This is a genomic window from Pseudomonas sp. TTU2014-080ASC, from assembly GCF_001446935.1.
Classification (GTDB): Bacteria; Pseudomonadota; Gammaproteobacteria; order Pseudomonadales; family Pseudomonadaceae; genus Aquipseudomonas.
On the sequence record NZ_LKKK01000011.1, the window covers coordinates 616,593 to 640,286 of the forward strand.

The 23,694-nt window shown below is 55.7% G+C and carries 18 protein-coding genes; 13 read left to right on the forward strand and 5 right to left on the reverse strand.

What is annotated here, in order from left to right; genetic code table 11:
- Positions 1-104: 104 nt before the first annotated feature.
- Positions 105-1,034, reverse strand: coding sequence for a LysR family transcriptional regulator (locus tag AO726_RS13320; RefSeq protein WP_082629130.1), 930 nt, complete (start codon positions 1,032-1,034; stop codon positions 105-107).
- 235 nt (positions 1,035-1,269) lie between these two features.
- Here AO726_RS13320 and AO726_RS13325 point away from each other — a divergent pair, with 235 nt between their 5' ends.
- The 6 genes from AO726_RS13325 to rmuC all read left to right on the forward strand — a co-directional run bounded on the left by AO726_RS13325 (position 1,270) and on the right by rmuC (position 7,757).
- Positions 1,270-2,565: a 3-keto-5-aminohexanoate cleavage protein gene (locus tag AO726_RS13325; RefSeq protein ID WP_058068550.1), complete on the forward strand. Its 1,296-nt coding sequence runs from the start codon at positions 1,270-1,272 to the stop codon at positions 2,563-2,565.
- Between the two features lie 7 nt (positions 2,566-2,572).
- Entirely contained in the window at positions 2,573-3,811 is a 1,239-nt protein-coding gene (locus AO726_RS13330; RefSeq protein ID WP_058068835.1) for an MFS transporter, read from the forward strand.
- 68 nt (positions 3,812-3,879) lie between these two features.
- Positions 3,880-4,590: a haloacid dehalogenase type II gene (locus tag AO726_RS13335; protein ID WP_241492108.1), complete on the forward strand. Its 711-nt coding sequence runs from the start codon at positions 3,880-3,882 to the stop codon at positions 4,588-4,590.
- 24 nt (positions 4,591-4,614) lie between these two features.
- Positions 4,615-4,800, forward strand: a complete 186-nt coding sequence (locus AO726_RS13340) for a DUF2061 domain-containing protein (protein ID WP_241492109.1) — start codon at positions 4,615-4,617, stop codon at positions 4,798-4,800.
- A gap of 1,007 nt (positions 4,801-5,807) precedes the next feature.
- Complete coding sequence (locus AO726_RS13350) at positions 5,808-6,215, forward strand: tetratricopeptide repeat protein (RefSeq protein ID WP_058068551.1); 408 nt, start codon at positions 5,808-5,810, stop codon at positions 6,213-6,215.
- Between the two features lie 51 nt (positions 6,216-6,266).
- Positions 6,267-7,757, forward strand: coding sequence for a DNA recombination protein RmuC (rmuC, locus tag AO726_RS13355; protein WP_058068552.1), 1,491 nt, complete (start codon positions 6,267-6,269; stop codon positions 7,755-7,757).
- A gap of 7 nt (positions 7,758-7,764) precedes the next feature.
- Here the strand turns inward: rmuC and AO726_RS13360 are convergent, their stop codons facing one another.
- Complete coding sequence (locus AO726_RS13360) at positions 7,765-9,021, reverse strand: MgtC/SapB family protein (protein WP_058068553.1); 1,257 nt, start codon at positions 9,019-9,021, stop codon at positions 7,765-7,767.
- Between the two features lie 226 nt (positions 9,022-9,247).
- Between AO726_RS13360 and AO726_RS13365 the strand changes: the two genes are divergently transcribed.
- From AO726_RS13365 to AO726_RS13375, 3 genes are all read left to right on the forward strand, one after another.
- Complete coding sequence (locus AO726_RS13365; RefSeq protein WP_058068554.1) at positions 9,248-9,643, forward strand: antitoxin Xre/MbcA/ParS toxin-binding domain-containing protein; 396 nt, start codon at positions 9,248-9,250, stop codon at positions 9,641-9,643.
- Entirely contained in the window at positions 9,637-10,332 is a 696-nt protein-coding gene (locus tag AO726_RS13370) for an RES family NAD+ phosphorylase (protein WP_058068555.1), read from the forward strand. The genes AO726_RS13365 and AO726_RS13370 overlap by 7 nt, the downstream gene beginning before the upstream one ends.
- 171 nt (positions 10,333-10,503) lie before the next feature.
- Entirely contained in the window at positions 10,504-12,378 is a 1,875-nt protein-coding gene (locus AO726_RS13375) for an MFS transporter (RefSeq protein ID WP_058068556.1), read from the forward strand.
- Between the two features lie 56 nt (positions 12,379-12,434).
- Here the strand turns inward: AO726_RS13375 and AO726_RS13380 are convergent, their stop codons facing one another.
- Both AO726_RS13380 and metH read right to left on the reverse strand, forming a co-directional pair.
- The gene (locus tag AO726_RS13380; RefSeq protein ID WP_058068557.1) at positions 12,435-13,718 is read right to left on the reverse strand and encodes a leucine-rich repeat-containing protein kinase family protein; all 1,284 of its coding nucleotides are present in this window, start codon (positions 13,716-13,718) and stop codon (positions 12,435-12,437) included.
- Between the two features lie 61 nt (positions 13,719-13,779).
- Positions 13,780-17,490 (reverse strand): methionine synthase, encoded by a 3,711-nt coding sequence (metH, locus tag AO726_RS13385; RefSeq protein WP_058068558.1) that lies wholly within the window; start codon positions 17,488-17,490, stop codon positions 13,780-13,782.
- Positions 17,491-17,650: 160 nt separating this feature from the next.
- On the opposite strand from metH, the gene AO726_RS13390 reads away from it, so the two are divergent.
- Entirely contained in the window at positions 17,651-19,933 is a 2,283-nt protein-coding gene (locus AO726_RS13390; protein ID WP_058068559.1) for a fatty acid cis/trans isomerase, read from the forward strand.
- A 74-nt stretch (positions 19,934-20,007) separates the two neighbouring features.
- Here AO726_RS13390 and AO726_RS13395 read toward each other — a convergent pair whose 3' ends face one another.
- On the reverse strand, positions 20,008-21,573 hold the full coding sequence (locus tag AO726_RS13395) for a methyl-accepting chemotaxis protein (RefSeq protein WP_058068560.1): 1,566 nt from the start codon (positions 21,571-21,573) through the stop codon (positions 20,008-20,010).
- Positions 21,574-21,855: 282 nt separating this feature from the next.
- Between AO726_RS13395 and rlmM the strand changes: the two genes are divergently transcribed.
- The 3 genes from rlmM (at position 21,856) to AO726_RS13410 (ending at position 23,690) form a co-directional block, all read left to right on the forward strand.
- Positions 21,856-22,911, forward strand: a complete 1,056-nt coding sequence (rlmM, locus tag AO726_RS13400) for a 23S rRNA (cytidine(2498)-2'-O)-methyltransferase RlmM (RefSeq protein ID WP_058068561.1) — start codon at positions 21,856-21,858, stop codon at positions 22,909-22,911.
- A gap of 72 nt (positions 22,912-22,983) precedes the next feature.
- The gene (gene tusA, locus AO726_RS13405; protein ID WP_058068562.1) at positions 22,984-23,235 is read left to right on the forward strand and encodes a sulfurtransferase TusA; all 252 of its coding nucleotides are present in this window, start codon (positions 22,984-22,986) and stop codon (positions 23,233-23,235) included.
- Positions 23,235-23,690: a gamma-glutamylcyclotransferase family protein gene (locus AO726_RS13410; RefSeq protein WP_058068563.1), complete on the forward strand. Its 456-nt coding sequence runs from the start codon at positions 23,235-23,237 to the stop codon at positions 23,688-23,690. The genes tusA and AO726_RS13410 overlap by 1 nt, the downstream gene beginning before the upstream one ends.
- Positions 23,691-23,694: the final 4 nt, after the last annotated feature.

Genomic DNA, 23,694 nt, shown 5'->3' on the forward strand with positions numbered 1-23,694 from the left:
GGAGTTTAAAACTGTAGTGGCAAGTAATTAGTGAACAGTTAGTGGCTGATATTGGCGGGCGGTAGTTCAGTGCGCTCGCTTGATACAGCCTGTGAGGCGTCTGTTCAGGTATTAATGTGGGTAGCCAGATTGGCTTGCCAGAAGGCCTCGGCGCTTGTGCCCATTTTGCCGGGGGAGCACACCAGGCGGATATCCAGTGGAATATCGAATTCGCTTCTGCCAGCGCGCACCAGTCGCTTCAGTTCAAGGTCCTGGCGTACACAACTCAAGGGCAGCCAGGCAAGACCAAGCCCGCTGAGGGCCAGGGTGCGGATACCGTCCGCCATCGAATGGCTGTGAGACGGTTTAAGTGTGGGAATGCCAGGCATTGCGGCCAGTGAGCGTTCCAATGCCCAACCCAGTGAGCAGTCTGGGCTGTAAGGTAGAAACGACACGGCAGGATCATTGGCGTGCAGCTTATGTTGAGCATCGTAGAGTAGGTTTGGAGCGCTTACGGCCACCAGCGATTCTGTGCCTAGCGTAATACTGGGACGGTCTGAGGCGAGGTTGAGCTTTTCGAGCTGAGCCTGAATGCCATTGGAGGCATCGGCGAAGGTGAGTACGAAGTCTGCTTTGCCATCCTCAAGTGCCTGGAGGCATTCGGGAAGATGGGCGGAAATAATGGATAGGTTTACGCCATCTAATTGCCGGTGAATGTGAGGCAGCCATTCGGGCAAAAATACTCTGGACATTATGTGAGGCGTGGCAATGCGGATTGTATTGTCCTGTTGCTTTAGTTTTTCCTGAATTGACTTTCGGGTAAGTTCCATTGATTCAACAATATGTACGGCCGTTTCAAATAGGTCTCTTCCGGCGTCTGTTAATTCAAGTTGATGATTTGAACGATTGAGTACTTTAGTTCCCAGCCAGGCTTCAATAGAAGAAATGCGTCTGCTCAGGCCGGAGGTGGTTATATTGCAGTGCTCTGCAGCCTTGGAAAAGCTACGCAGACGTGCAATAACGATGAAATTTTCAAGACTTCGGATATCCGGCATATTGCTGATCTCGCAAGCGTTTATGCCTCAAGCATCGCACGGTTATTTTTTTAATTGCAAGTCAGTTAATGGTTGTGGCTGATTGATATTGTTGCAACTAATGTTGCTTATTTTGCATCGATTTAATTAGGTTTTTATGTGTATTTTATTCACGTGGGCGGTGTTGCTTGGAGTATTTAGTTATTAGCAAGTAACAATATTTCGAGTGTTTCCTCAGCAAAGGGAGATTGTTGAAATGAACGACTATACGCAGCGTGAAAAGTCATTGATTCTGGGGTGTGCCTCAACGGGCGCGAAGTTCACACCGGACAACCATCTCATTACCGGAGATGAGCTTTTTGACAAGATCTGCACCGGTACCACCATCAAGACCTCTCACCAAGAGCTTGTTACAGAAGCAAAGAAGCTCTACGAGATGGGCTGTCGCTACTATCACTACCATGCGCGTAATCCTGAAACCCACGAGCAGACTACCGATAACCACATCTATCAGGCGGTCAGCCGCAGTGTTCAGAGTCAGTGCAAGGATGTATTGATAAGTTTCGGTGCCAGCCGTAACGGCGGTGAAGTCCAGCAGAACATTCGCCACTTCGGCGAGTGGGAGCGAGTGAGTCAGTGCGCTATACCCTTACATTTGGGCGGCGCGCATTTTGTGACGATTCAGGCCGCCATTGAACTGCAAATTATCTGTGATCTGGAAAGGCAAGAAGAGAAGCTAACTCTGGATTACGCCTCCAGTACGGAGTTTCTTAAAGCGCTTGCTCGTTATAGCCCGTCGGTCAGGGTTGAGCGGGCACAGCTGAACACAAACTCCACCAGCAAGGGCGCGGATTATGGCAGCACGTCGCCGCTGATACAGTTTCAAGTTTATCGCAATGCTATCCAGGCTCGACAGAAACTGGGCCTGTTCCATGAGGTGGAATGGGTTCAGTTGGTCCGTAGTTATGCGATGACGCGCTTTGCCGTTGAACACCCGAAGATGAGGCTGGGCAGCTCTGGGCAGTTGAATGTCATCCTGCTGTTCGGCTTCTCACCACGGCTTCCGTTCCCTGAAACGTACGCAGAATTCAAAGCGGTGATTGATGCCGCTAAAAGCCTTGAGTACGACATCGCCGATCCTTCACGCAAGCTGCGTCATGTAACGATTACCGTGGGCGCAGCTGTTATGCCGCACCATGCCAGTGAGCACTTTAAAGCGTTAGACGTCGGCCCGCGCAAAGGCGTGAAGCTGTGTGCAGTGCGCCGGCTAGCAGCCTATGCGGCTCAGCCCGATAGCCAGGTTGATGTTCTGCGCACTGGCATGGAAGACACGCCGTATGAGGTCGACGAACACGGCGAAATTCAGATCAGCGATAACGTCCGATTGCTCAGTTATGCCATTGAAGAGCTGCAGGCCAATGGCGCTCGGGTTGAAACGGACCCAGAGCGGATTTTCACCCGTATGGGGCTGGAGGCCGTGCGTGATGGCTGCCTTACCGCCCAGCGCCAACATCCGTTGGGGCAGCCTGAGCACACGCTCGCCATTGCCTGAGGTTGCTATGAGTCAAAACGCTGTGCCTCGTCACACTCAGGGCTATCGCTGGGTGATTCTGATCATTGCAACGCTTGCTCAGGCCTGCGCCAGTTTTTTTGTGCAGGGGATTGGTGCAATCGCCGTCTTTATTCAGGATGGCCTGCATCTGACGACTTTGCAGATCGGGTTGCTGGTTTCGGCCGCCCAGCTGGTACCTGTGGCTGGATTGCTTGTGGCCGGTGAGTTGCTGGATAGGTACAGCGAACGCCTGGTAGTAGGGATCGGGACGCTGATTGTTGCGTTTGCGCTGATGGCGGCCACAGCGGCATACAGTTACCTGTCTCTGCTGCTGTTTCTGATCGTTGTTGGTGCTGGATACAGCACGGCACAGCCTGGCGGGAGTAAATCGGTTTCGCGCTGGTTTGCCGCCTCTCAACGCGGCTTTGCGATGGGAATACGTCAGGCTGGGCTGCCTTTGGGTGGGGCGTTGGCAGCGGCATTGCTGCCATTTATGGCTGCTCGGTGGGGATGGCAGTCGTCGTTTCTTGCCGGTGGTTTGGTGGCCTTATTCGGGGCTGTGATTTTTATTATTTTTTACCGGCAAGCGCCGGAGCAGAGCAGGGTTGTCGTTGCAGATATACCACTGAGAGAGGTGCTGGCCTCCCGATTGCAAATGCTGCGTGAGCCCTCCATGAGGAACATCGTGGCTTCGGGCGTCAGCCTCATCTCTGTGCAGTACGGGGTCCTCGTCTTCACAGCGCTTTATCTGCACGACACGCTGGGTATTACGATCACGCAGGCTGCTGTCTTTTTGTTTATTGCCCAATGTGCTGGTGTGGCAGGGCGCATTCTGTTGGCTGCCTGGAGCGACCGTTGCCGTTTGGGGCGCTATTTCCCGGTCTTGGTATGCATGGTGGCCGTGATCGCCGGCTTGCTGGTGTTGATAGCCGAGCCGTCTGCATCCCCGCTGTTTTTGGGCGGGCTGTTTGCCTACCTGGGCTTTTTCAGTTTTGGCTGGTATGGCCCTTGGGTTGCCTACGTCGCCGAGTCAGCTCCGCCCGATAAAACCGGCTTTGCACTGGGGCTCGCCATGGCAATCAATCAGGTTGCAATTGTTTCAGCACCTCCGCTGTTGGGGCTGTTGGTCGATACGACTAACAGCTACACGCCTGGTTGGATCGTGCTCATTGTTATGACCACTGTGGCGCTGCTGACAACGGCCTGGAGCCGCTCAGAATTGAAGAAACCTTCACTGCAAGATTGATCTGGCAAGAGAGGAGGCGCAATTCAAAGCTGGCTGAGCAATGGCCGCGTCAGGACGGGCAGGCATTTATGGAGGAAGGCACTGTGCGGGCAATTTTGTTTGACGTATTCGGGACGGTTGTCGACTGGCGTTCAAGTCTGATTAACCAATTCAATAATCTGCATGAGTTGCGGAGCATCTCGCTCTCCAGTGAGGCAATTGTCGATGAGTGGCGGGTACAAAGCAGGGCCATGCTGGATCTTGTGCGTGATTCAAAGCTGCCCTGGCTTGAGCTTGATGGTATACACCGGCAAAGCCTGAAGCAGATTCTGGCTGCACATGGATTGGCGCTGGAGGACAGCCAAGTCGAGAGCGTCAATGAATTTTGGCATCGGCTGGAGCCCTGGGCGGATGTGACGAAGGGGTTGGGGCAGTTAAAACCCCACTTCATTCTTGCGGCGTTCACCAACGGCAACTTGTCGCTGATGATTGATGTAGCGCGACATGCTTCATTGCCCTGGGATGCAATTTTTAGCGCTGATGTGTTTAAGCGCTACAAACCCGAAACGGAGATATACCTCGGGGCCAGTGAGTTACTCAGGCTCGATCCAGAACAAATTCTTCTTTGTGCCGCACATAATTATGACTTGAAGAAAGCGCGCTCTCTGGGGTTTAAAACAGCTTTTGTTCCTCGTGCGACTGAATTTGGGCCAGGGCAGCAAAGTGATTTGCAGGCGGAGGAGCGGTGGGATTTTATTGCTGAGGATTTTGAGGATTTAGCGCGGCAGTTGATTACCTAAAGTTGATGCAGAGGTTGGCATGAAATGGACATCATGAAGGCTGCAACATTTGCCGTTATTCATTTTTCTATCGCATTTACCATCACCTATATCCTCACAAAAGACGCCCTTGCTGGTGGATTGGTTGCACTCATAGAGCCGAGCTGCAACACAGTTGCGTATCTGATTCATGAAAAGCTCTGGAGGAAGTACCGCAAGTCGCCAGGCTGAAACTTCGGGGCTGATTATGGGATTCTCAGGAGTACGGAGTTTAAGTTATTTCATTGGCGCGCAATTGCAGGATGCTCAAAATCATGGATCGGTTTATTGATGTGGAATCACTTATTGGTCTTGCTCGAGAGGCCTCGGCGGTCAAAGGGGACTGCGGGTGTCTTAGGTATGATTTGGTCGGCTGGGGCAGTTGGCCTGTTGGTCTGTATGAAGACAGCTTCATAAAGATTGGCACGCTGGCTAAATATTCACCGGAAGACGCAATCATTGAGGAATACCATCCCCACGGTACAACTTACTGGTCGCCAGAGGCGCCCATAGCTCCACGATATTACCCCTACAATCAGAGCACTTTGTGGCAGTGCGGGAAGTGTGCGCGCCTTTATCTTCGTCACAATGACGATGGTGCCTACCATGTGGCACCCAGAATCCGTCGTGTGCAATACGGCCTGGTTATTAATGCGCCTCACCACAGCGACGGACGGGAAGTAAGAGCGGTCGCTCATTAAACACGCTGTAGAAATGCAGTCGCTGGCTTACCGGGTAATAAGCAAGGGTGTTTGCATTGGTCGAACCACTCTGATGCGTTAATAACCCTTTCGAATTAAAGGTTGGTTTAGAGAGTGCTTCTTGCATTATGGATGGTGGTTTTTGTGCCTCGAATGAGGGCATTTTTGTCGCAGGCTGGGCAAACTTGTGCACACTGATGATGCAGATCATGTTTGGGTGATGAATATTTGATATATGCGCCTAGCAATACCAACTGGCTTTCTAAGTCAATGAAAAATATGTAGTTTTTTCTTTGGCGAAAAAATCATCAAACTGACCTTAGGCCCCATGCCATAAGGGGTTAGGGCGACTACACCCATGTTACCCACAAACTTATCCACAGCTTCTGTGGATTAGATTTGGTGCGGCTCTAGGACGCAGATTACAGGGCGAAATACGTCTTTACTGCGCTGAAAAAAGGAGTAGAGTTGCGCGCCTTTCGGTCATCCAGACTTTGTATGCCTCGCGTTATTCCCCGCCCTGTTTCGGCCCCCGTAACTCGATTCCATCACCTCAGCACCTGGCTTGCCTTGCGTATGCTTGACAGCCGCAGCCTAGGGCAGCGGGTGGGCACCAAGCGCCTGGCTGGTCGTTTGCTTAAACAGCCAGCGTTGCAGGGCCTGATTCCAGCTCAGCGACGCTTAGGCCAATTGCTCTGCCGTGACTGTGGCAACCCCCGAGACCGACGTATGGGCTTTGAGCTGCTGCGTCAGGCGGCGCGGGCAGGTGATCGCTCGGCTCAGCTGGAGTTAGGCCAGCTCTACAGGTATCCCCGCACTAATGAACCCCAGCAGGCGCGTTACTGGCTGGAATTGGCTGCCGCTCAGGGTTGCACCGAGGCCTGCGCACTGCTTAAACAGCTCTGATTCCGCCAGTGCGGCTGGTTATACTGCCGCCATCTGTCTGCGGAGTTGTGTATGCCAATTGATCTGTCTGCTGCGATTCTGCCAGCCGTGCTCGGTTTTGCCCTGGCTGCGTTGCCACTGGCTGCTTTTGCCTGGTCCCTGCAACGGCGTCTTGCTGCTCAGCAGGCGCAGGTCAGTGTCTTGGATGAGCGCCTGAGTAACGCCCAGCTTGCACAGGATGGCCTGGCTGCGCAGTTGGATGCCTGCCGTGACGAGTTATCCGCTATCACTGAGATCAAGGCGGATCAGCAGGCTGAACTGGCCGCTTTGCGTCGTGAGGCCGAACTGCTCCAGCAAGAGCGTCAGGTCGCCCGCGAGACGGCGCAGGAATGGGTGAATCAGCGTGCCCGTCAAGAAGCGGAAATCCGTCAGCTCGACGCTCAGCGTGCGGCTCTCAGTGCGGAGCTGAAAGAGCAGCAGGACAGTCATCAGCAGCGACTTAATGACCTGCAAAGTGCCCGTGACGAACTGCGTGCTCAGTTTGCCGAGCTGGCCGGGAAGATTTTTGATGAGCGTGAGCAGCGCTTTGCCGAAACCAGCCAGCAGCAGCTGGTGCAGCTGCTTGATCCGCTCAAGGAGCGCATTCAGTCCTTTGAAAAACGCGTGGAAGAGAGCTACCAGCAGGAGGCTCGCGAGCGTTTTTCCCTCGGCAAAGAGCTGGAGCGGCTGCAACAGCTCAACCAGCGATTGGGTGATGAAGCCACCAACCTGACCCGAGCCCTCAAAGGCCAGAAAACCCAAGGTAATTGGGGGGAGTTGGTGCTAGAGCGGGTGCTTGAGCATGCCGGGCTGGAGAAGGGCCGCGAGTACCAGACTCAGGTCAGCCTGAAGAGCCCTGAAGGCGAGCGCTTCCAGCCTGACGTATTGATCCAGTTGCCGGGCGATAAGCAGGTGGTGGTGGATGCCAAAGTCAGTCTGACGGCCTATCAGCAGTTTATTGCCGCTGAGGATGAGGCCGGGCGACAACAAGCGCTAAAGCAGCATGTACTGTCCCTGCGCAGCCACCTTAAAGGCCTGTCGCACAAGGATTATCAGCGTCTTGAGGGGCTGCACAGTCTGGATTTCGTGCTGCTGTTCGTGCCGATTGAGGCCGCTTTTGCAGCGGCCTTGCAGGCTGATCCTGAATTGTTTCAGGAGGCTTTCGATCAGCATATCGTCATCGTGAGTCCGACCACCTTGCTGGCTACGCTGCGGGTGATCGATAGCCTCTGGCGGCAGGAGCGGCAAAGTCAGAATGCCCGGGAAATCGCCGAGCGCGCCGGGGCGCTGTACGACAAGTTTGTCGCCTTTGTGCAGGACCTCGATGAAGTCGGCAGCCGTGTTCAGCAACTGGATAAGGCCTATGCGGCGGCCCGCAACAAACTGTGCGATGGGCGCGGCAATATCATCAATCGCGTGGAAAACCTCAAATTGCTTGGCGCGCGCGCCAGCAAGAGTCTGTCGCCGGATTTGCTGGAGCGGGCTTCTGGGCTGGCTGCGCTTGAGTCGCCGGAAGACGACTGAGGGCCGCTCATTCCACCAGCAAGATCGCACCGCCGGCCAGCAAGCCTGCAGTGATCACCGGCAGCGTCGCCAGGGCCAGGCGACGCCCGCCAATCAGTGCAATCAGAGCGCCTTTGACCAAGCTGTTGCTCAGCGCTGCGAGAAAGATGCCTTGTACTGCGACGCTGTTGCTTAACTCGCCGTGGGCGCTGCGGGCCAGCGATAGGGTGATCGCATCCACGTCGGCCAGCCCTGAGAGCAGGGCGACCAAGTAAACCCCGACATCCCCCAGCCAGTGCTGCGCCGCTTCGACCAGCAGCAAAATCACTCCGAGTAACAGGGCAAAACGTAATGCTGGGGCCAGTTCAAACGGGTTTTTCAGCGGAGGTTCAGCCTGTTCGCTGACTTCTTTACTGGCTCGCAAGTAGTGAAACAGCGCGCCTGCGGCGTACACCAGCATGGCCACCAACAACGGCCGGGTCAGCTGAGGCAACAGGTTGCGGTTAATCAGTCCGACCTCAAGCAAAACGCGGGGGAACATTAGGGCGGACGTGGCGAGCAAACCGCAGGCAAGAATGGCATTGAGATTGCGGCCGTGGGCCAAGCGGGCGAGGGTGATGGTCATAGCGGTTGACGACACCATTCCGCCGAGCAGCGCCGTAATCAGCAGGCCGTGGCGAGTACCCACCAGGCGGATCGCTATATAGGCGGCAAAACCGATGCTGGCGATCAGTACTACCATCCACCACATCTCGTACGGGTTAAACGCCGCCCAGGGGCCGTAGCCTTGGTTGGGCAAAGCGGGTAGCAGTACCAGTGAAATAAACAACAGCTTGAGAGCGCCGGACAGCTCAGCTTCGGACAGCTTTTGCAGTGCGCCATGCAAAACCTGCTTCAGACTCAGTAAGAGTGCTACTGCAACCGCACCAGCCGCGGCTACGCCTGCGTAGCCGGCCATGGCCAGGCTGCCGAGGAGGAAGGTAATCAGTAGTGCGACCTCGCTAGTCAGGCCGACATCGCCTTTGTTATTCATCTCGCCGAAATAAGACGCCACCACCAATACGGCAAAACCGGCAAAGATCACGGCCCAGCCTGCAACGCCGAAGTGATCGCCCAGCAGCATGGCAAACGCGCCGAGCAGGCTGCTCAGGGCAAAGGTGCGAATCCCGGCGACCAGTTTTGAATCATCACTGTTGCGGCTCTGCCAGCCGCGTTCGGCACCAATCAGCAGCCCAGCTGCCAGGGCGCTGGCGAAATTCAGAAGTGTGTCAAACGCTTCAGGCATGTGATCGAGTCCAGAGCTGCAAATCGGATGTATACGCACGCCTTACTGTGCGGTGGTGGTTGGAATTATTCAATACGATGGTTCCATGTTGATGTGCGCGGTGTCGTCACCGAATTGACGGAGCAGTTGGGCGTCCTCTGTATATTTCTGTATATATGCCGCATATTTGTGTCTGTAGCCTAACTTGGCTTATTATTGTGTCTGTAGATACAGATGGGCATCGCACATGAGTGCTGTACTGCAAGAGCGCCCCTTCACGACGGACGATTGCCGCAAAGTGCTTAATGCGGCAGCGAATATCCTGGCGAAATGGGCGGCAACGACCGAGCTGGCTTGCAAAATTCTGCGTGTATCGCGCAGCACACTTGCGCGCGCACAAAATGGCAAACCTGTTGATCTGGACAGCGATCAAATCAGCCGCGCCAGCATCATCCTCAACTGCCATGCGGCGCTGCGAACCGTGTTTGATAACCCGGAGAACGTATACGGCTTTGTGAACATGAAGAACCACAACCCGTTCTTCAACGGTAAGTCGCCGCTGGAAATCATGTCCAGCGGCCAGTTCGTGTCGCTCTATGAAACCTACAAGCGCATTGATGCGTTGCGTGGAGCGGGCTGGTGAAGCTCGAAAGCCTTCCTGTGCTTTCTGAGGCGAGCGTACGCGGGTATCGCCTAATCAACTCCAAGTTCCCGCCCACCTCGTTGTTTGATGACGTGGCCAGCGCTGAGGACTTTGATGTGCTCTATCACGCGCAGGCGCTGACCAATCCACGTATCCAGGTGGAGTTGGGCAACTTGTCGCTGATTCCACGGGCAGAAATTCCGTTCGGAATTAAGGGCTGCAACTACGCGACAGGGCCATTCACCCATGTAAACCCGGAAGGGTCACGGTTCAGTGATGGCCGCTTCGGTGTTCTGTACGTCGCGGACGAGATTGAAACGGCGATTGCCGAAGTGAGCCATCACCAAGCGCTTTATTGGGCTCGAGTGCCTGACCTGCATTACGACCGTTTTGTATTTCGCGGGCTCAGGTGCACCTTCAATCAACAGGGCATGCGTGATCTAAGCGCGGTGCCCTTAAGCGATGCCATCTATTCGCCTGACGATTACGGCGCCAGCCGTGGTCTTGGGCTTAAGGCCAGAGAGGAGGGCGTGCCGGGCCTGCGTTACTGTTCAGTGCGCAGAATAGGCCATTTGTGTTGGGCATTGATGACGCCGGGTTGTGTCACCGAGGTGATTCAGACCGCCCACTTTGAAATGGTTTGGAATAAGCGAATTACGCAGATAAGCAAGCTCAGTGCGTTCAAATGAAGCTGCTTAATTACTTCAGGCATGGGTGCGACAGCTCGCACAGGGATTCGCTATAGTCGGCTCTCGCGCACCGGTTTATGGGTGTATCGAGGCCGTCAGGTAAGGTGTGGCTTAATCCGCCGCCTCGCAGTCAAATCAGCACAAGTCATTGCAGACAAGGATATAAGAACGATGAGTGAGCCATCCCAATTTGCCTTGTTGGGTAAAAAACGCTTTCTGCCATTTTTTCTGACTCAGTTTATCGGGGCTTTCAACGACAACATTTTCAAGCAGTCGTTGATTCTGGCTATTCTCTTCAAGATCACCACCACCGCAGACAAGGACTTGCTGGTAAACCTGTGTGCCTTGCTGTTTATCCTGCCGTTCTTCCTGTTTTCGGCGCTTGGTGGGCAGTTCGGTGAGAAGTTCGCCAAGGATGCGCTGATCCGCAATATCAAATTGCTGGAAATCGTCATCATGGCGGTCGGTGCTGCGGGCGTGGTGATGTCCAATCTGCCGCTGATGCTGGGTGCGTTGTTTGCCATGGGTACCCAGTCGGCGCTGTTCGGTCCGGTTAAGTACTCAATTCTGCCGCAGCACCTTGAAGAACAGGAGCTGGTGGGTGGTAACGCGCTGGTGGAAATGGGCACCTTTCTGGCGATTCTCACCGGCACGATTGGTGCTGGCATCATCATGGCGGGCAGTCACTACGCCGAGGTTGTGGCGACAATTGTGGTGGTGGTCGCGGTGCTGGGGTATCTGACCAGTCGCGGTATTCCCAGTGCGCCGGCGGCGCTGCCGGAGTTGAAACTGGACTGGAATATCTTCCGCCAGACTTGGAGCACCATGAAGCTCGGGTTTCGCCAGACGCCTGCCGTATCGCGCTCGCTGGTGGGTAACTCCTGGTTCTGGTTTCTCGGTGCGGTGTACCTGACGCAGATACCGGCTTTTGCCAAAGAGTGGCTGCATGGTGATGAAAGCGTTGTAACCCTGATTCTTACCGTGTTCTCGGTGGGTATCGCCTTGGGTTCGGTGCTGTGTGAGCGCCTGAGTGGGCGCAAGGTGGAAATCGGCCTGGTGCCGTTCGGCTCATTCGGCTTGACCCTGTTCGGCATATTGCTCTGGTGGAACGCTTCGGGCTTTCCGCAGGGCGCAGTGGATCATGACTGGCTGACCGTATTGAGTGAGCCGCAAGCCTGGTGGATTTTGGGTTCGATTGCCGGTATCGGCTTGTTCGGCGGTTTCTATATCGTGCCGCTGTACGCGCTGATTCAGTCGCGTACAGCCGAGCATGAACGGGCGCGGGTGATTGCGGCAAACAACATCCTTAATGCGCTGTTTATGGTGATTTCAGCGGTTGTCTCGATCCTGTTCCTGAGTGTGGCCGAGCTGTCGATCCCGCAGCTGTTCCTGGCCGTTTCGCTGATGAACATCGCGGTCAATAGTTACATCTTCAAGATCGTCCCCGAATTCACCATGCGTTTCCTGATCTGGATGCTCAGCCATACGATGTACCGGGTTGAGCATAAGAATCTGGAAGCGATTCCTGATGAAGGTGCAGCGGTGTTGGTGTGCAACCACGTGTCCTTTGTCGATGCCCTGCTGATTGGTGGTGCGATCCGGCGGCCAGTGCGTTTTGTCATGTACTACAAAATCTACAACTTGCCGGTGCTCAACTTTATCTTCCGTACTGCCGGGACCGTGCCGATTGCCGGGCGTTCGGAAGATTTGCTGATCTACGATGCGGCCTTCCGCAAAATCGCTGAGTACCTACGTAACGGGGAGGTGGTGTGCATTTTCCCGGAGGGCAAGTTGACCGCTGATGGTGAGATCGACGAGTTCAAGGCGGGCGTTGAGCGCATTATTGAAGAAAACCCAGTACCGGTAGTGCCGATGGCGCTGCAAGGGTTGTGGGGCAGTTTCTTTAGCCGTGATCCCAAGAAGGGCTTTTTCAAGCGCTTCTGGTCGCGAATTACTCTGGTTGCGGGGCGGGCGATTCCGGCTGAGCTGGCGAACCGTGAGTTTCTACAGAAGAAAGTCAGCGAGCTGCGAGGCGAGCACCGCTAAGCTTTGATGCCCGAAAACGCCGCCCTTGGTTATGCCATAGGGCGGCGTTTTTGTTTTCAGGCTTTAAGTGCTTGCAGCACAGCCTTGAGTGTTGGTCGCGGCTGAGTTTCGCTCATGCAGGCATGGCTTAGCTGCATTAAGGCTGTTGGTGCAGTGGGACAGCGTTGCAGTAACTCTTCCAGCAGAATGCCTAATGCCCGGGTTTCGATGGCTTGCAGTATTTGCCCTGTGGCACTGTCGGGCTCAAAGAATGACGCTGCACCAAAGTCGCCGAGCAGGGTGTGGCCGTTCTGCTCAACCAACAGGTTATGCCCGTAAAGATCGCCATGCAGGATGCCACGTTGATGCAGGTGAGCTGCGGCTGAAGCGGCGCTGTGGGCGATGTTCAGTACTCGTTCAAGGCTGAACTGGGCGTGTTCTTCGTAGCAATCACGGCTGCAGCTGGCCAGTGAAGGTGGCTCAGCGAGGTTGGTGTAGCTGTCGGGGATTCGCTCAAGCACCAGGCCGGGAGCTTCATCTGGCTGCGTTTGCAGCGCGCCGATAACGCGGATCAGGTTCGGGTGTTCACCGGCTTTAAGGCAGGCGGCCATTTCGCAGTGGGGCAGACCGTCGCTGGTCATCTGACCTTTGAATTGTTTGACCGCAACGGCTTGGGCAGGCTTGCCTGCGGGTTGCCACTGAGCGGCATGGATGATTCCGGAAGCGCCCTGACCGAGCAACTCGGCAAACTCAAGTTCCCAGCGCTTAATGTGTCTAGCCGCTGGCGTTGTCTCCAAAGCGGCTGTAAATGGATTACCGGCAAATGCTAACCAGGCTAGTTTTGGCAGCTCGCCGAGCCATTCCGGCAGGTTGTGTAACTGATTGGCGGAGATGCGCAGTAGCTCAAGGTTTTTGCAGTTGCTCAGGCTGGAAGGCAGTTCACTGAGTTGGTTGCCCGCCAGCATCAGTTTTTGCAGGCGTTCGCATCGGCCCAGTTCATCGGGGAGCTGGCGAATGCGGTTGTCGGTGAGGATCAGCCAGCGCAGTCGCGGCGGCAGCGCTTTAGCCGATACCTGCGTAATCTGGCAGGACTTGAAACCGACCATTTCCAGTTGTGGGCATTGGCCGAGCACTGGCGGCAGTTCAGTGAACGGGTTGCCTGAACAGAACAGCACGCGCAGCTTGCGTAATCTGGGCAGGTCATCCGGCAAGCCGCTGAGCTGGTTGTTGGAGAGATTGAGGATTTCCAGACTGTCCGCCAGCTCGAACACTTCTGGCGGCAGTTCCCGCAGGTTGGCCGACAGATCAAGGCGGGTGATGCCTTTCAGTTCGCCGCTGCGCAGTTGTTCGAGGGTGTGCATGCCAATCCTGTTGAAATGAAAGAGGCCCGCACTGGGCGGGCCTCGGGTTGAAACGGAATAATCAGTTGTCGTAGCCCAAGTTCGGTGCCAGCCAGCGCTCGGTTACAGCCAGATCCTGCTGTTTGCGCGCGGTGTAGCTGTCGATCTGATCCTTATCGACCTTGCCCACGGCGAAGTACTGCGCCTGCGGATGGGCGAAGTACCAGCCGCTGACCGCTGCGGCCGGGAACATGGCGTAGTGCTCGGTGAGGAACACGCCGCTTTGGCCTGCCTTGTTGAAGTCTGCCGCAGGGTCGAGCAGGGCGAATAGAGTCTTCTTCTCGGTGTGGTCCGGGCAGGCCGGGTAGCCGGGCGCCGGGCGGATGCCTTTGTAGGCTTCTTTGATCAGCTCTTCGTTGCTCAGCTGTTCGTCCGGTGCGTAGCCCCAATGGGTTTTCCGCACTTGCTCGTGCAGCCACTCAGCGCAGGCTTCGGCCAGACGATCCGCCAGGGCTTTAACCATGATCGAGTTGTAGTCGTCGCCGGCTTCCTGATAGGCCTTGGCCACTTCTTCTGCGCCAATACCGGCGGTGGTGATAAAGCCACCTACGTAGTCGGTGATGCCGCTGTCTTTCGGCGCGACAAAGTCGGCTAGCGAGAAGTTTGGCTTGCCGTCCGGCTTGATGGTCTGTTGGCGCAGGTGGTGCAGGGTGGCCAGCGTGCTGCCGTCTTCGCCGTAGACTTCGAGATCGTCATCGGCTACTTGGTTAGCAGGCCAGAAACCGAACACAGCACGGGCGCGGATCAGCTTCTCGTCGATCAGCTTGCGCAGCATGGCTTGTGCGTCGTTGAACAGGTTGGTGGCGGCTTCACCGACGACTTCATCGGTGAGGATGCGCGGGAATTTGCCTGCCAAGTCCCAGGAGATAAAGAACGGCGTCCAGTCGATGTAGTCGGCCAGCACATTGAGGTCGATATTTTCCAGTACGCGCACGCCGGTAAAAGTCGGCTTGCTCGGCTGGTAGCTGGCCCAGTCGAACTTCGGCTTGTTGGCCACCGAGTCGGCATAGCTCAGGCGCTCGGTGCGGGCGCTGCGGTTGGCGGTGCGCTCACGCAGTTCAACGTATTCCTGACGGGTGCGAGCAACGAAGTCTGTCTTCATTTCCTTCGACAGCAGCTGTGTGGCTACGCCCACGGCGCGGGAGGCGTCGGTCACGTAGACCACGGCATCGTTCTGGTATTTCGGCTCGATCTTCACCGCGGTGTGGGCTTTGGAGGTGGTGGCACCTCCGATCATCAGAGGCAGGTTAAAGCCCTGACGCTGCATTTCACGGGCAACGTGAACCATCTCATCCAGCGACGGTGTGATCAGGCCGGACAGGCCGATGATGTCGCACTTCTCGGCGATGGCTGTTTGCAGGATTTTTTCCGCAGGCACCATCACGCCGAGGTCAACGATGTCGTAGCCGTTACAGCCCAGCACTACCCCGACGATGTTCTTGCCGATGTCGTGCACGTCGCCTTTAACCGTGGCCATCAGGATCTTGCCTTTGGCTTCCGGCTTGTCGCCTTTTTCTGCTTCGATGAACGGAATCAGGTGGGCTACCGCCTGTTTCATTACGCGGGCGGATTTCACCACCTGCGGCAGGAACATCTTGCCTGCGCCGAACAGGTCGCCGACCACGTTCATGCCGCTCATCAGCGGGCCTTCGATCACTTCGATCGGGCGGGCGCACTTCTGGCGGCACTCTTCAGTGTCTTCAACGATAAAGGTGGTGATGCCTTTAACCAGCGCGTGTTCCAGACGCTTTTCAACGCTGTAGCTGCGCCACTCTTCGTTTTCGACTTCTTTAACGCTGCCGTCGCCTTTGTAGTTGTCGGCAATCGCCAGCAGGGCTTCGGTGGCTCCGCTGTTGCGGTTGAGCACCACGTCCTCTACGGCGTCGCGCAGCTCTTTTGGAATCTCGTCATAGATTTCCAGCTGACCGGCGTTGACGATACCCATGGTCAGGCCGTTTTTGATCGCGTAGTAGAGGAAGACCGAGTGAATGGCCTCACGCACCGGGTTGTTACCCCGGAAGGAGAACGACACGTTGCTCACGCCGCCGCTGGACAGGGCGTAGGGCAGGTGGTCGCGGATAAAGGCGCAGGCCTCGATGAAGTCCACCGCGTAGTTGTTGTGTTCTTCAATACCGGTGGCGACGGCAAAGATGTTCGGGTCGAAGATGATGTCTTCCGGCGGGAAGCCGACTTCGTTAACCAGAATGTCGTAGCTGCGCTGGCAGATTTCTTTCTTACGCGCAGCGGTATCAGCCTGGCCGACCTCGTCGAAGGCCATTACGACCACCGCAGCACCGTAGCGCTTGCACAGGGTGGCGTGGTGTTTGAACTGCTCAACGCCTTCTTTCATGGAGATGGAGTTGACGATGCCTTTGCCCTGAATGCACTTAAGGCCCGCTTCGATGACTTCCCATTTTGAGGAGTCGATCATGATCGGTACGCGGGAGATATCCGGCTCACCGGCAATCAGGTTGAGGAAGCGGACCATGGCTGCTTTGGAATCGAGCATGCCTTCGTCCATGTTGATGTCGATCACCTGCGCACCGGCTTCCACCTGCTGCAGGGCGACTTCAAGGGCTTCGGTGTAGTTCTCTTCGCGGATCAGGCGGGCGAACTTGGCCGAGCCGGTGATGTTGGTGCGCTCACCGACGTTCACGAACAGCGAGTTGCGGTCGATGGTGAACGGCTCAAGGCCAGACAGGCGGCAGGCTTTCGGAATATCCGGAATCGCGCGTGGCTTGTACTTGCTGACCGCTTCGGCAATCGCCTGAATGTGCGCTGGGGTGGTGCCGCAGCAGCCGCCGACAATATTAAGGAAGCCGCTGGCTGCGAACTCTTCAACCACAACGGCCATTTCTGCCGGGGTTTCGTCGTACTCACCAAAGGCGTTCGGCAGGCCAGCGTTCGGGTGGGCAGATACGTGGGTGTCAGCCTTACCGGACAACTCTTCCAGATACGGGCGCAGGTCTTTGGCACCGAGTGCGCAGTTCAGGCCGATGGAGATAGGCTTGGCGTGGCGCACCGAGTTCCAGAAGGCTTCGGTAGTCTGGCCGGAGAGGGTGCGGCCGGAAGCGTCGGTGATGGTGCCGGAGATCATAATCGGCAGCTCGACGCCCAACTCTTCGAATACGCCCTGTACGGCGAAGATCGCCGCTTTGGCGTTAAGGGTGTCGAAGATGGTTTCGATCAGGATCAGGTCTGCGCCGCCTTCGATCAGGCCTTTGGTGGCCTCGGTGTAGTTTTCTACCAGTTCATCAAAGGTGACGTTACGGAAACCAGGGTCGTTGACGTCCGGAGAAATCGAGCAGGTACGGCTGGTTGGGCCGAGTACACCCGCGACAAAACGAGGACGATCAGGGGTTTCCAGAGTTTTGGCGTCGGCCACGCTACGGGCCAGACGAGCGCCTTCAACGTTCAGTTCATACACCAGCGACTCCATGCCGTAGTCGGCCTGTGACACGCGGGTGGCGTTGAAGGTGTTGGTTTCAAGGATGTCGGCACCGGCATCCAGATATGCCTTTTCGATGGCACCGATTACATCCGGGCGGCTGAGCACCAGCAGGTCGTTGTTGCCTTTAACGTCCTGTGGCCAGTCGGCAAAGCGCTCGCCACGGTAGTCCGATTCTTCCAGCTTGTAGCTCTGGATCATGGTGCCCATGCCGCCATCGAGAATCAGAATGCGCTCGGTAAGAGCCTTTTGCAGGGCTTGAAGACGGACTGTACGGTCGGACATGAGTAACTACCTGAAGGAAAAGCAAAGACGCAGAATGATACCAAAGCTGCATGGATTTTCCGTGTGTTGGTGGTGTGCATGAATTTCACTCATGTTGGAGTTGGTGCATCTTATGCAAGCCCGGCTAGAATCAACTTTGGTCTTATACAAGGAAGGTTCTATGCCTCACCGCTTGGTGTTATTTATCTGCTGTTTTTTCATTGGCCCGTTGCAAGCCGCTCAACCGCTTTCATACAGCCGCGATATCCAGCCAATTTTTACTCGCAACTGTGTAGCCTGCCATGCTTGCTATGACTCACCGTGCCAATTGAATCTGGGCAGTGGAGAGGGGGCGGCGCGTGGGGCTAATCAAATCCCTGTTTATGATGGTGGTCGTACAAAGGTGCAGGCCACTACACGTCTCTATGTTGATGCTCACTCACCAGAGGCTTGGCAGCGTAAAGGCTTCTATTCAGTGCTTGAGCAGCAAAGTAGCCAGGCATCATTAATGGCGCGCATGCTGACATTGGGCCACAGTCAGCCTGTAGTCCCAAATAAGAAGCTGCCGGATAGCCTGGAGCTTGGAATCAATCGCACAAATCAGTGCCCGTTGCCGGGTGATTTCAGTGCTTATGCCGCGAAAAATCCGGCGGCTGGTATGCCATTCGCTGTAACAGGATTGCAGCCCGAGGATTACCAGACCTTACAAACCTGGTTACAGCAGGGGGCGGTGGTTGATCAGGAGCCAGTACAGGCTACAGAGCAGGAAATCGGGCAAATTTCCATCTGGGAAAAGTTTCTGAATCAGCCCGGTGCCCGTCAGTCGCTGGTGTCGCGATGGTTGTATGAGCACCTGTTCCTGGCGCATCTGTATTTCTCCGGGAGTGAGAGCAAACACTTTTTTCAGGTTGTACGCTCGCGTACGCCCAGCGGTGAGCCGGTTGATCTGATCGCCACACGCCGACCGAATGATGATCCGGGTACTGACTTCCATTACCGGATCATTCCAGTGCAAGGCGTGATCGTGCATAAAACCCATATCACCTATGCCCTGAGTCCGGCCAAGCTGGAGCGGATCAAGTCATTGTTTCATGGCACAGACTGGCAGGCCGACGCCGTACCTGGTTACGGTATCCAGCGCCGCGCCAATCCGTTTGAGACCTTCTCTGCAATCCCTGCACAGGCGCGTTATCAGTTCATGCTGGACGATGCCGAATATTTCACGCGCACCTTTATCCGTGGTCCGGTATGTCGCGGACAGATCGCAACCGATGTCATTCGTGACAACTTCTGGGTGATCTATCAGGACCCGGCGCATGATCTGTTTATTACGGATGCAAACTACCGAGCTCAAGCCGAGCCGCTATTGGCCATGCCAGGTCAGATGGATGGCATTACTGATCTGCCAGCTTTGTGGCGCAGCTACCGTAACAAACGCAATGAATATGGTGAGTTGCGTACGGAGCGGTACGCCGACGATGTTCATCCAAGCTGGTCCCACCTGTGGGCCGGCAATGACAATGCGCTGCTGACAATATTCCGCCAGCATGACAGTGCCTCCGTGCGCAAAGGCCTTGTGGGGGAGATTCCGCAGACCATCTGGTTGATGGATTACCCTCTGTTTGAGCGCACTTACTACCAGCTAGTGGTCAACTTCGATGTGTTCGGCAATGTGTCGCATCAGGCGCAGACGCGTTTGTACTTCGATCTGATCCGCAATGGTGCAGAGGTCAACTTTTTGCGTTTGATGCCGCCAGGGGCGCGTGAGACCTATATTGATGACTGGTATCAGGACAGTGGCAAATTAAAGTGGTGGCTGGACTATTCAGTTGATATCGACACAGATACCGAAACCGGTTTGAAGCTGCCGGAGCATGACCCGAAGACGGCTTTTGCCGAGAAACTACTGGAGCGTTATGGCAGCCTCAATGCCCGTCCAGACCCAATCAACCGTTGTCGCGGTGCCTATTGCTACCGGAACGGTTTACAGCCTGTTCAGCAGGATGCAGAGCAAGCCTTAAGTCGCCTGGCCAGTAAACCGGCTGCTAGCCTGAAGGTCATTGACCACCTCCCTGAGGCAACCATGATTCGCGTTGAGCTGCCAGACGGTAAACGCGAGGTTTACAGCATGCTACGCAACCGCGCTCACTCCAACGTAGCCTTCATGCTGGGTGAGGAGCGCCGTTATCAGCCTGCGTTGGACACGCTGACAATTTATCCGGGGGTGTTCAGCAGCTATCCGAACTTCATGTTCAATGTGCCTGCTGCACAGGTCCCTGAGTTTGTAGCAGTGATGGAGAGGGCGCGAGACCAAGCAGCATTCGAACGTGTGGTTGAGCGCTGGGGAATTCGCCGTACTCATCCGCAGTTCTGGTTTTACTTCCATGATCTGACGGATTACATCCAGCAGAACGAGCCGGTTGAGGCGGGTGTGTTGGATATGAACCGTTACGAGAATCTGTAAGCCGGGAAGGGCGCACTGCCTTGCGCAGTGCGTGTCAGGGCTGTTACCGGTTGAAGGGTAACAGCCCTGCAGGCTTAACGGTTAAAGCGCGCAACCAGTGCGTACTGGCCGTTGGCAGTCGCAGTCAGGGCTTCGCTGAGCATTGCGGTGTCGTGAGCTTCCGAAGCGGTCTGATCCGCCAGCACTGCAATGGTTGTAATGCTGCGGTTAACCTCTTCAGCTACAGCGCTTTGCTCTTCGGCAGCGGCAGCAATTTGGTTGGTCATATCGGTGATGTTGGCGACTGCCTCGCTGATGCCTGCCAGTGCTTCATCTGCTTCCTGGACGCGTTCAACACCTTCCAGCGCCTGTTGACGGCCAACTTCCATTGTCGCCACGGCTTCTTCTGCGGTGCGCTGCAGTTTGGCAATCAGTTGGTGGATCTGTCCGGTGGACTCAGCGGTACGCTGAGCCAGTGAGCGAACTTCGTCTGCTACTACAGCAAAGCCGCGACCCATTTCACCGGCGCGAGCTGCTTCGATGGCTGCGTTGAGGGCGAGCAGGTTGGTTTGGTCGGCGATGCCTTTAATCACATCGACGACGCCACCAATCTCGTTGCTGTCCTGAGCCAGCCGAGTGACAGTTTCGCCGGTATCGCCGACTGATTCGGACAGGCGCTGGATAGCCTCGCGGGTTTCGCTGGCAATTACGCGGCCTGCGGTGGTCAGGCGGTTGGCTTCCTGAGTGGCGGTGGCGGTGCGGGCGACGTTGCTGGCAACTTCCTGTGTGGTAGCGGCCATTTCGTTGATGGCAGTTGCCACCTGATCGGTTTCAATACGCTGGCGTTCAAGGCTTGTGGAGCTGTTGTGCGCCAGCGTATCAGCTTGCTGGGCCTGCAATGTGAGCTGCTCGGCAGTATCCTGCAGGCGAGTCAGGCAGGTTTTCAGGCGGGCGTCCTGACTGATCAGCGACATCTCCAGACGACCTTGTTTGCCGCGACTGTCGGTGTACATCTGAGCGATCAGCGGGTCAGATGTTGTCTGGTCAACAACCCGCAGCAGGCTATCAACGCCGCGTTGCTGCCATTTCAATCCAGCCAGGCCCAGCGGCACGGCGAGGATCGCAGCCAACGCAAAGCCCCAGGTGGAGTCGAGCCAGGCACCAACCATAAAACTGATCTGGCTGATCAGGATGAAGGGCAGCCAGTTTTTGAGCACCGGCAGCCAGCTGTCTCGCTTGGGAATCGGCGATTTTCCGCTGTTGATACGCTCATAAAGTGCTTGGGCGCGGGTGATTTGTTCCGGCGTGGGTTTGACCCGGACCGATTCATAACCAACCACCTGATTGTTTTCCAGTACCGGCGTGACGTAGGCATTGACCCAATAGTGGTCGCCGTTCTTGCAGCGGTTTTTAACAATACCCATCCAAGGCTGACCCTTTTTCAGGGTCTCCCACATGTGCTGGAAGACAGCCGGAGGCACATCCGGGTGACGCACCAAGTTGTGCGGGGCGCGAATTAGTTCGTCACGCGTAAAACCACTGATATCAACGAAGGCATCGTTGCAGTAGGTGATCTGGCCTTTGAGGTCAGTAGTGGAGATCAGGCGCTGCTGCGCGGGAAATGTCCGCTCACGCTGAGTAACAGGTTGGTTATTACGCATAGCGAAAAAAATTCCTTGAACGTTACCAATACTTCGGCTGCAACGTGCGGAAGTTTAGGTTTTTAAACGAATAAATCGTTAAGTGAGTAATCGCAGGCAGATAAGAAAAAGCGCTGCGTGTGCGTTTCAGGCTTGTGCGCGTCAAATTAGCCCGATGCTGCTCTGGTGGAGCGGCAGCTCATTATTGAAAGATTGTACAACAGTACTTTGTTATGGGACTAATCAGTCACCAGATAGGTCTTTTAAGTCAGGTATTATTCACGGCCTGAGGAGAGCACCTGAATGAATACCTTGTTGTTGCATTGCCGAGCCGGATTTGAAAACGAGTTATGCGCTGAAATCACCGATCAGGCTGCGCGTCTGGGGGTTTCCGGTTATGCCAAAGCCAAACCTAGCTCGGCATTCGCTGAATTTATTTGTACGGAAGAAGGCGGGGCCGAGCGTTTGACCCACGAGCTTCGGTTCAGCGAGTTGATCTTCGCTCGTCAGTGGGCGTGGGGTGGCTTTATTCAACTGCCGGAACAGGATCGCATCAGCGTGCTGCTGGAGCAGCTTGAGGTCGCTCCGGGGTTCGGCAGCCTCTGGTTGGAGGTGTTGGACACCAACGAAGGCAAGGAACTCTCCACCTTTTGTAAGAAGTTTGAAGTGCCGCTGCGTAATGCGCTGCGTAAGGCCGGCAAATTGCAGGATGATGTGCGCAAGCCGCGTCTGCTGCTGACATTTAAGAGTGGCCGTGAAGTGTTCTTGGGCCAGGCCGAACAGAACAATTCAGCGCTTTGGCCGATGGGGATTCCACGCCTTAAGTTCCCCCGCGAAGCGCCCAGCCGGTCGACGCTCAAACTGGAGGAGGCATGGCACACCTTTATTCCTCGTGAACAGTGGGATGAGCGGCTCTCTGATGAAATGACGGCGGTCGATCTCGGCGCAGCACCCGGGGGCTGGACGTACCAGCTGGTTAAGCGTGGCATGCTGGTAACTGCGATCGATAACGGCCCCATGGCAGAAAGCCTGATGGACACAGGGCTGGTAAATCATCTGATGGTCGACGGTTTTGTCTGGAAACCCAAGCAGCCGGTGGATTGGATGGTTTGCGATATCGTGGAAAAGCCCGCGCGAACGGCGGCCATGCTGGCAGAGTGGATTGGCGGTGGTCATTGTCGCGAAGCGGTGGTCAATCTGAAATTGCCCATGAAGCAGCGCTACGCCGAAGTGGTACGTCTGCTGGATCGCCTGCGTGAAGATTTTGCTTTACGCAAAATCAAAGTCAGCATCGCCTGCAAGCAGCTTTATCACGATCGTGAAGAAGTCACCTGTCACTTGCGACGTCTGAGCAAATAACCCGTTGATTCCCGGCGATGTCATTCGCCGGGGCTTTCCGCCAGAATAGCGGCTTGTTACCGGAGCTATCTGATGCCACTGCAAAGTACTGCTACCCCAGACGACACCCTTGATGCCAGCGGGCTGAACTGCCCTGAACCGGTCATGATGCTGCACAACAAAGTGCGTGATTTGGCTGCTGGCGGTTTGCTCAAGGTGATCGCCACTGACCCGTCTACCCGCCGCGATATTCCCAAATTCTGCATGTTCCTGGGCCACGAACTGGTCGAGCAGGTGGATGAGGGCGACATCTATCTGTACCTGATCCGCAAAAAGAACGACTGATGCGTTGGTACTTCGCCTATGGCTCGAACATGAATCCCGCTCGCATGCAGGCGCGCGGGTTGACAGTGGTCGAGGTCGTGGCAGGGGTGTTGCCGGGCTATCGCTTGTGTTTTAACAAACGCGCCACTAACCGCGCTGCCGGACGTGCCTACGCCAATATCTGCCATGACCCGTGTGGCACGGTTGAAGGTGTGCTGTACCTGCTGGCGGATGAGCGGGAAATCACCAAACTCGATCACTACGAAGGTACGCCAGTTTTCTATAGCCGCGAATGTATGCCGATCGTTATCGATGGTGGCGTGCAGCCTGCGTGGGTGTATATCGCCAACCCGGCATTCCGCGAGCAAGGGTTGCTACCCAGCGCGGATTACATGGCCCACCTGTTGGCAGGCCGTGATTGGCTGTCAGAGGCGTATTGGGCTGAACTGGCAGCCCAGCCCGTTCACCCGGACTGACTTA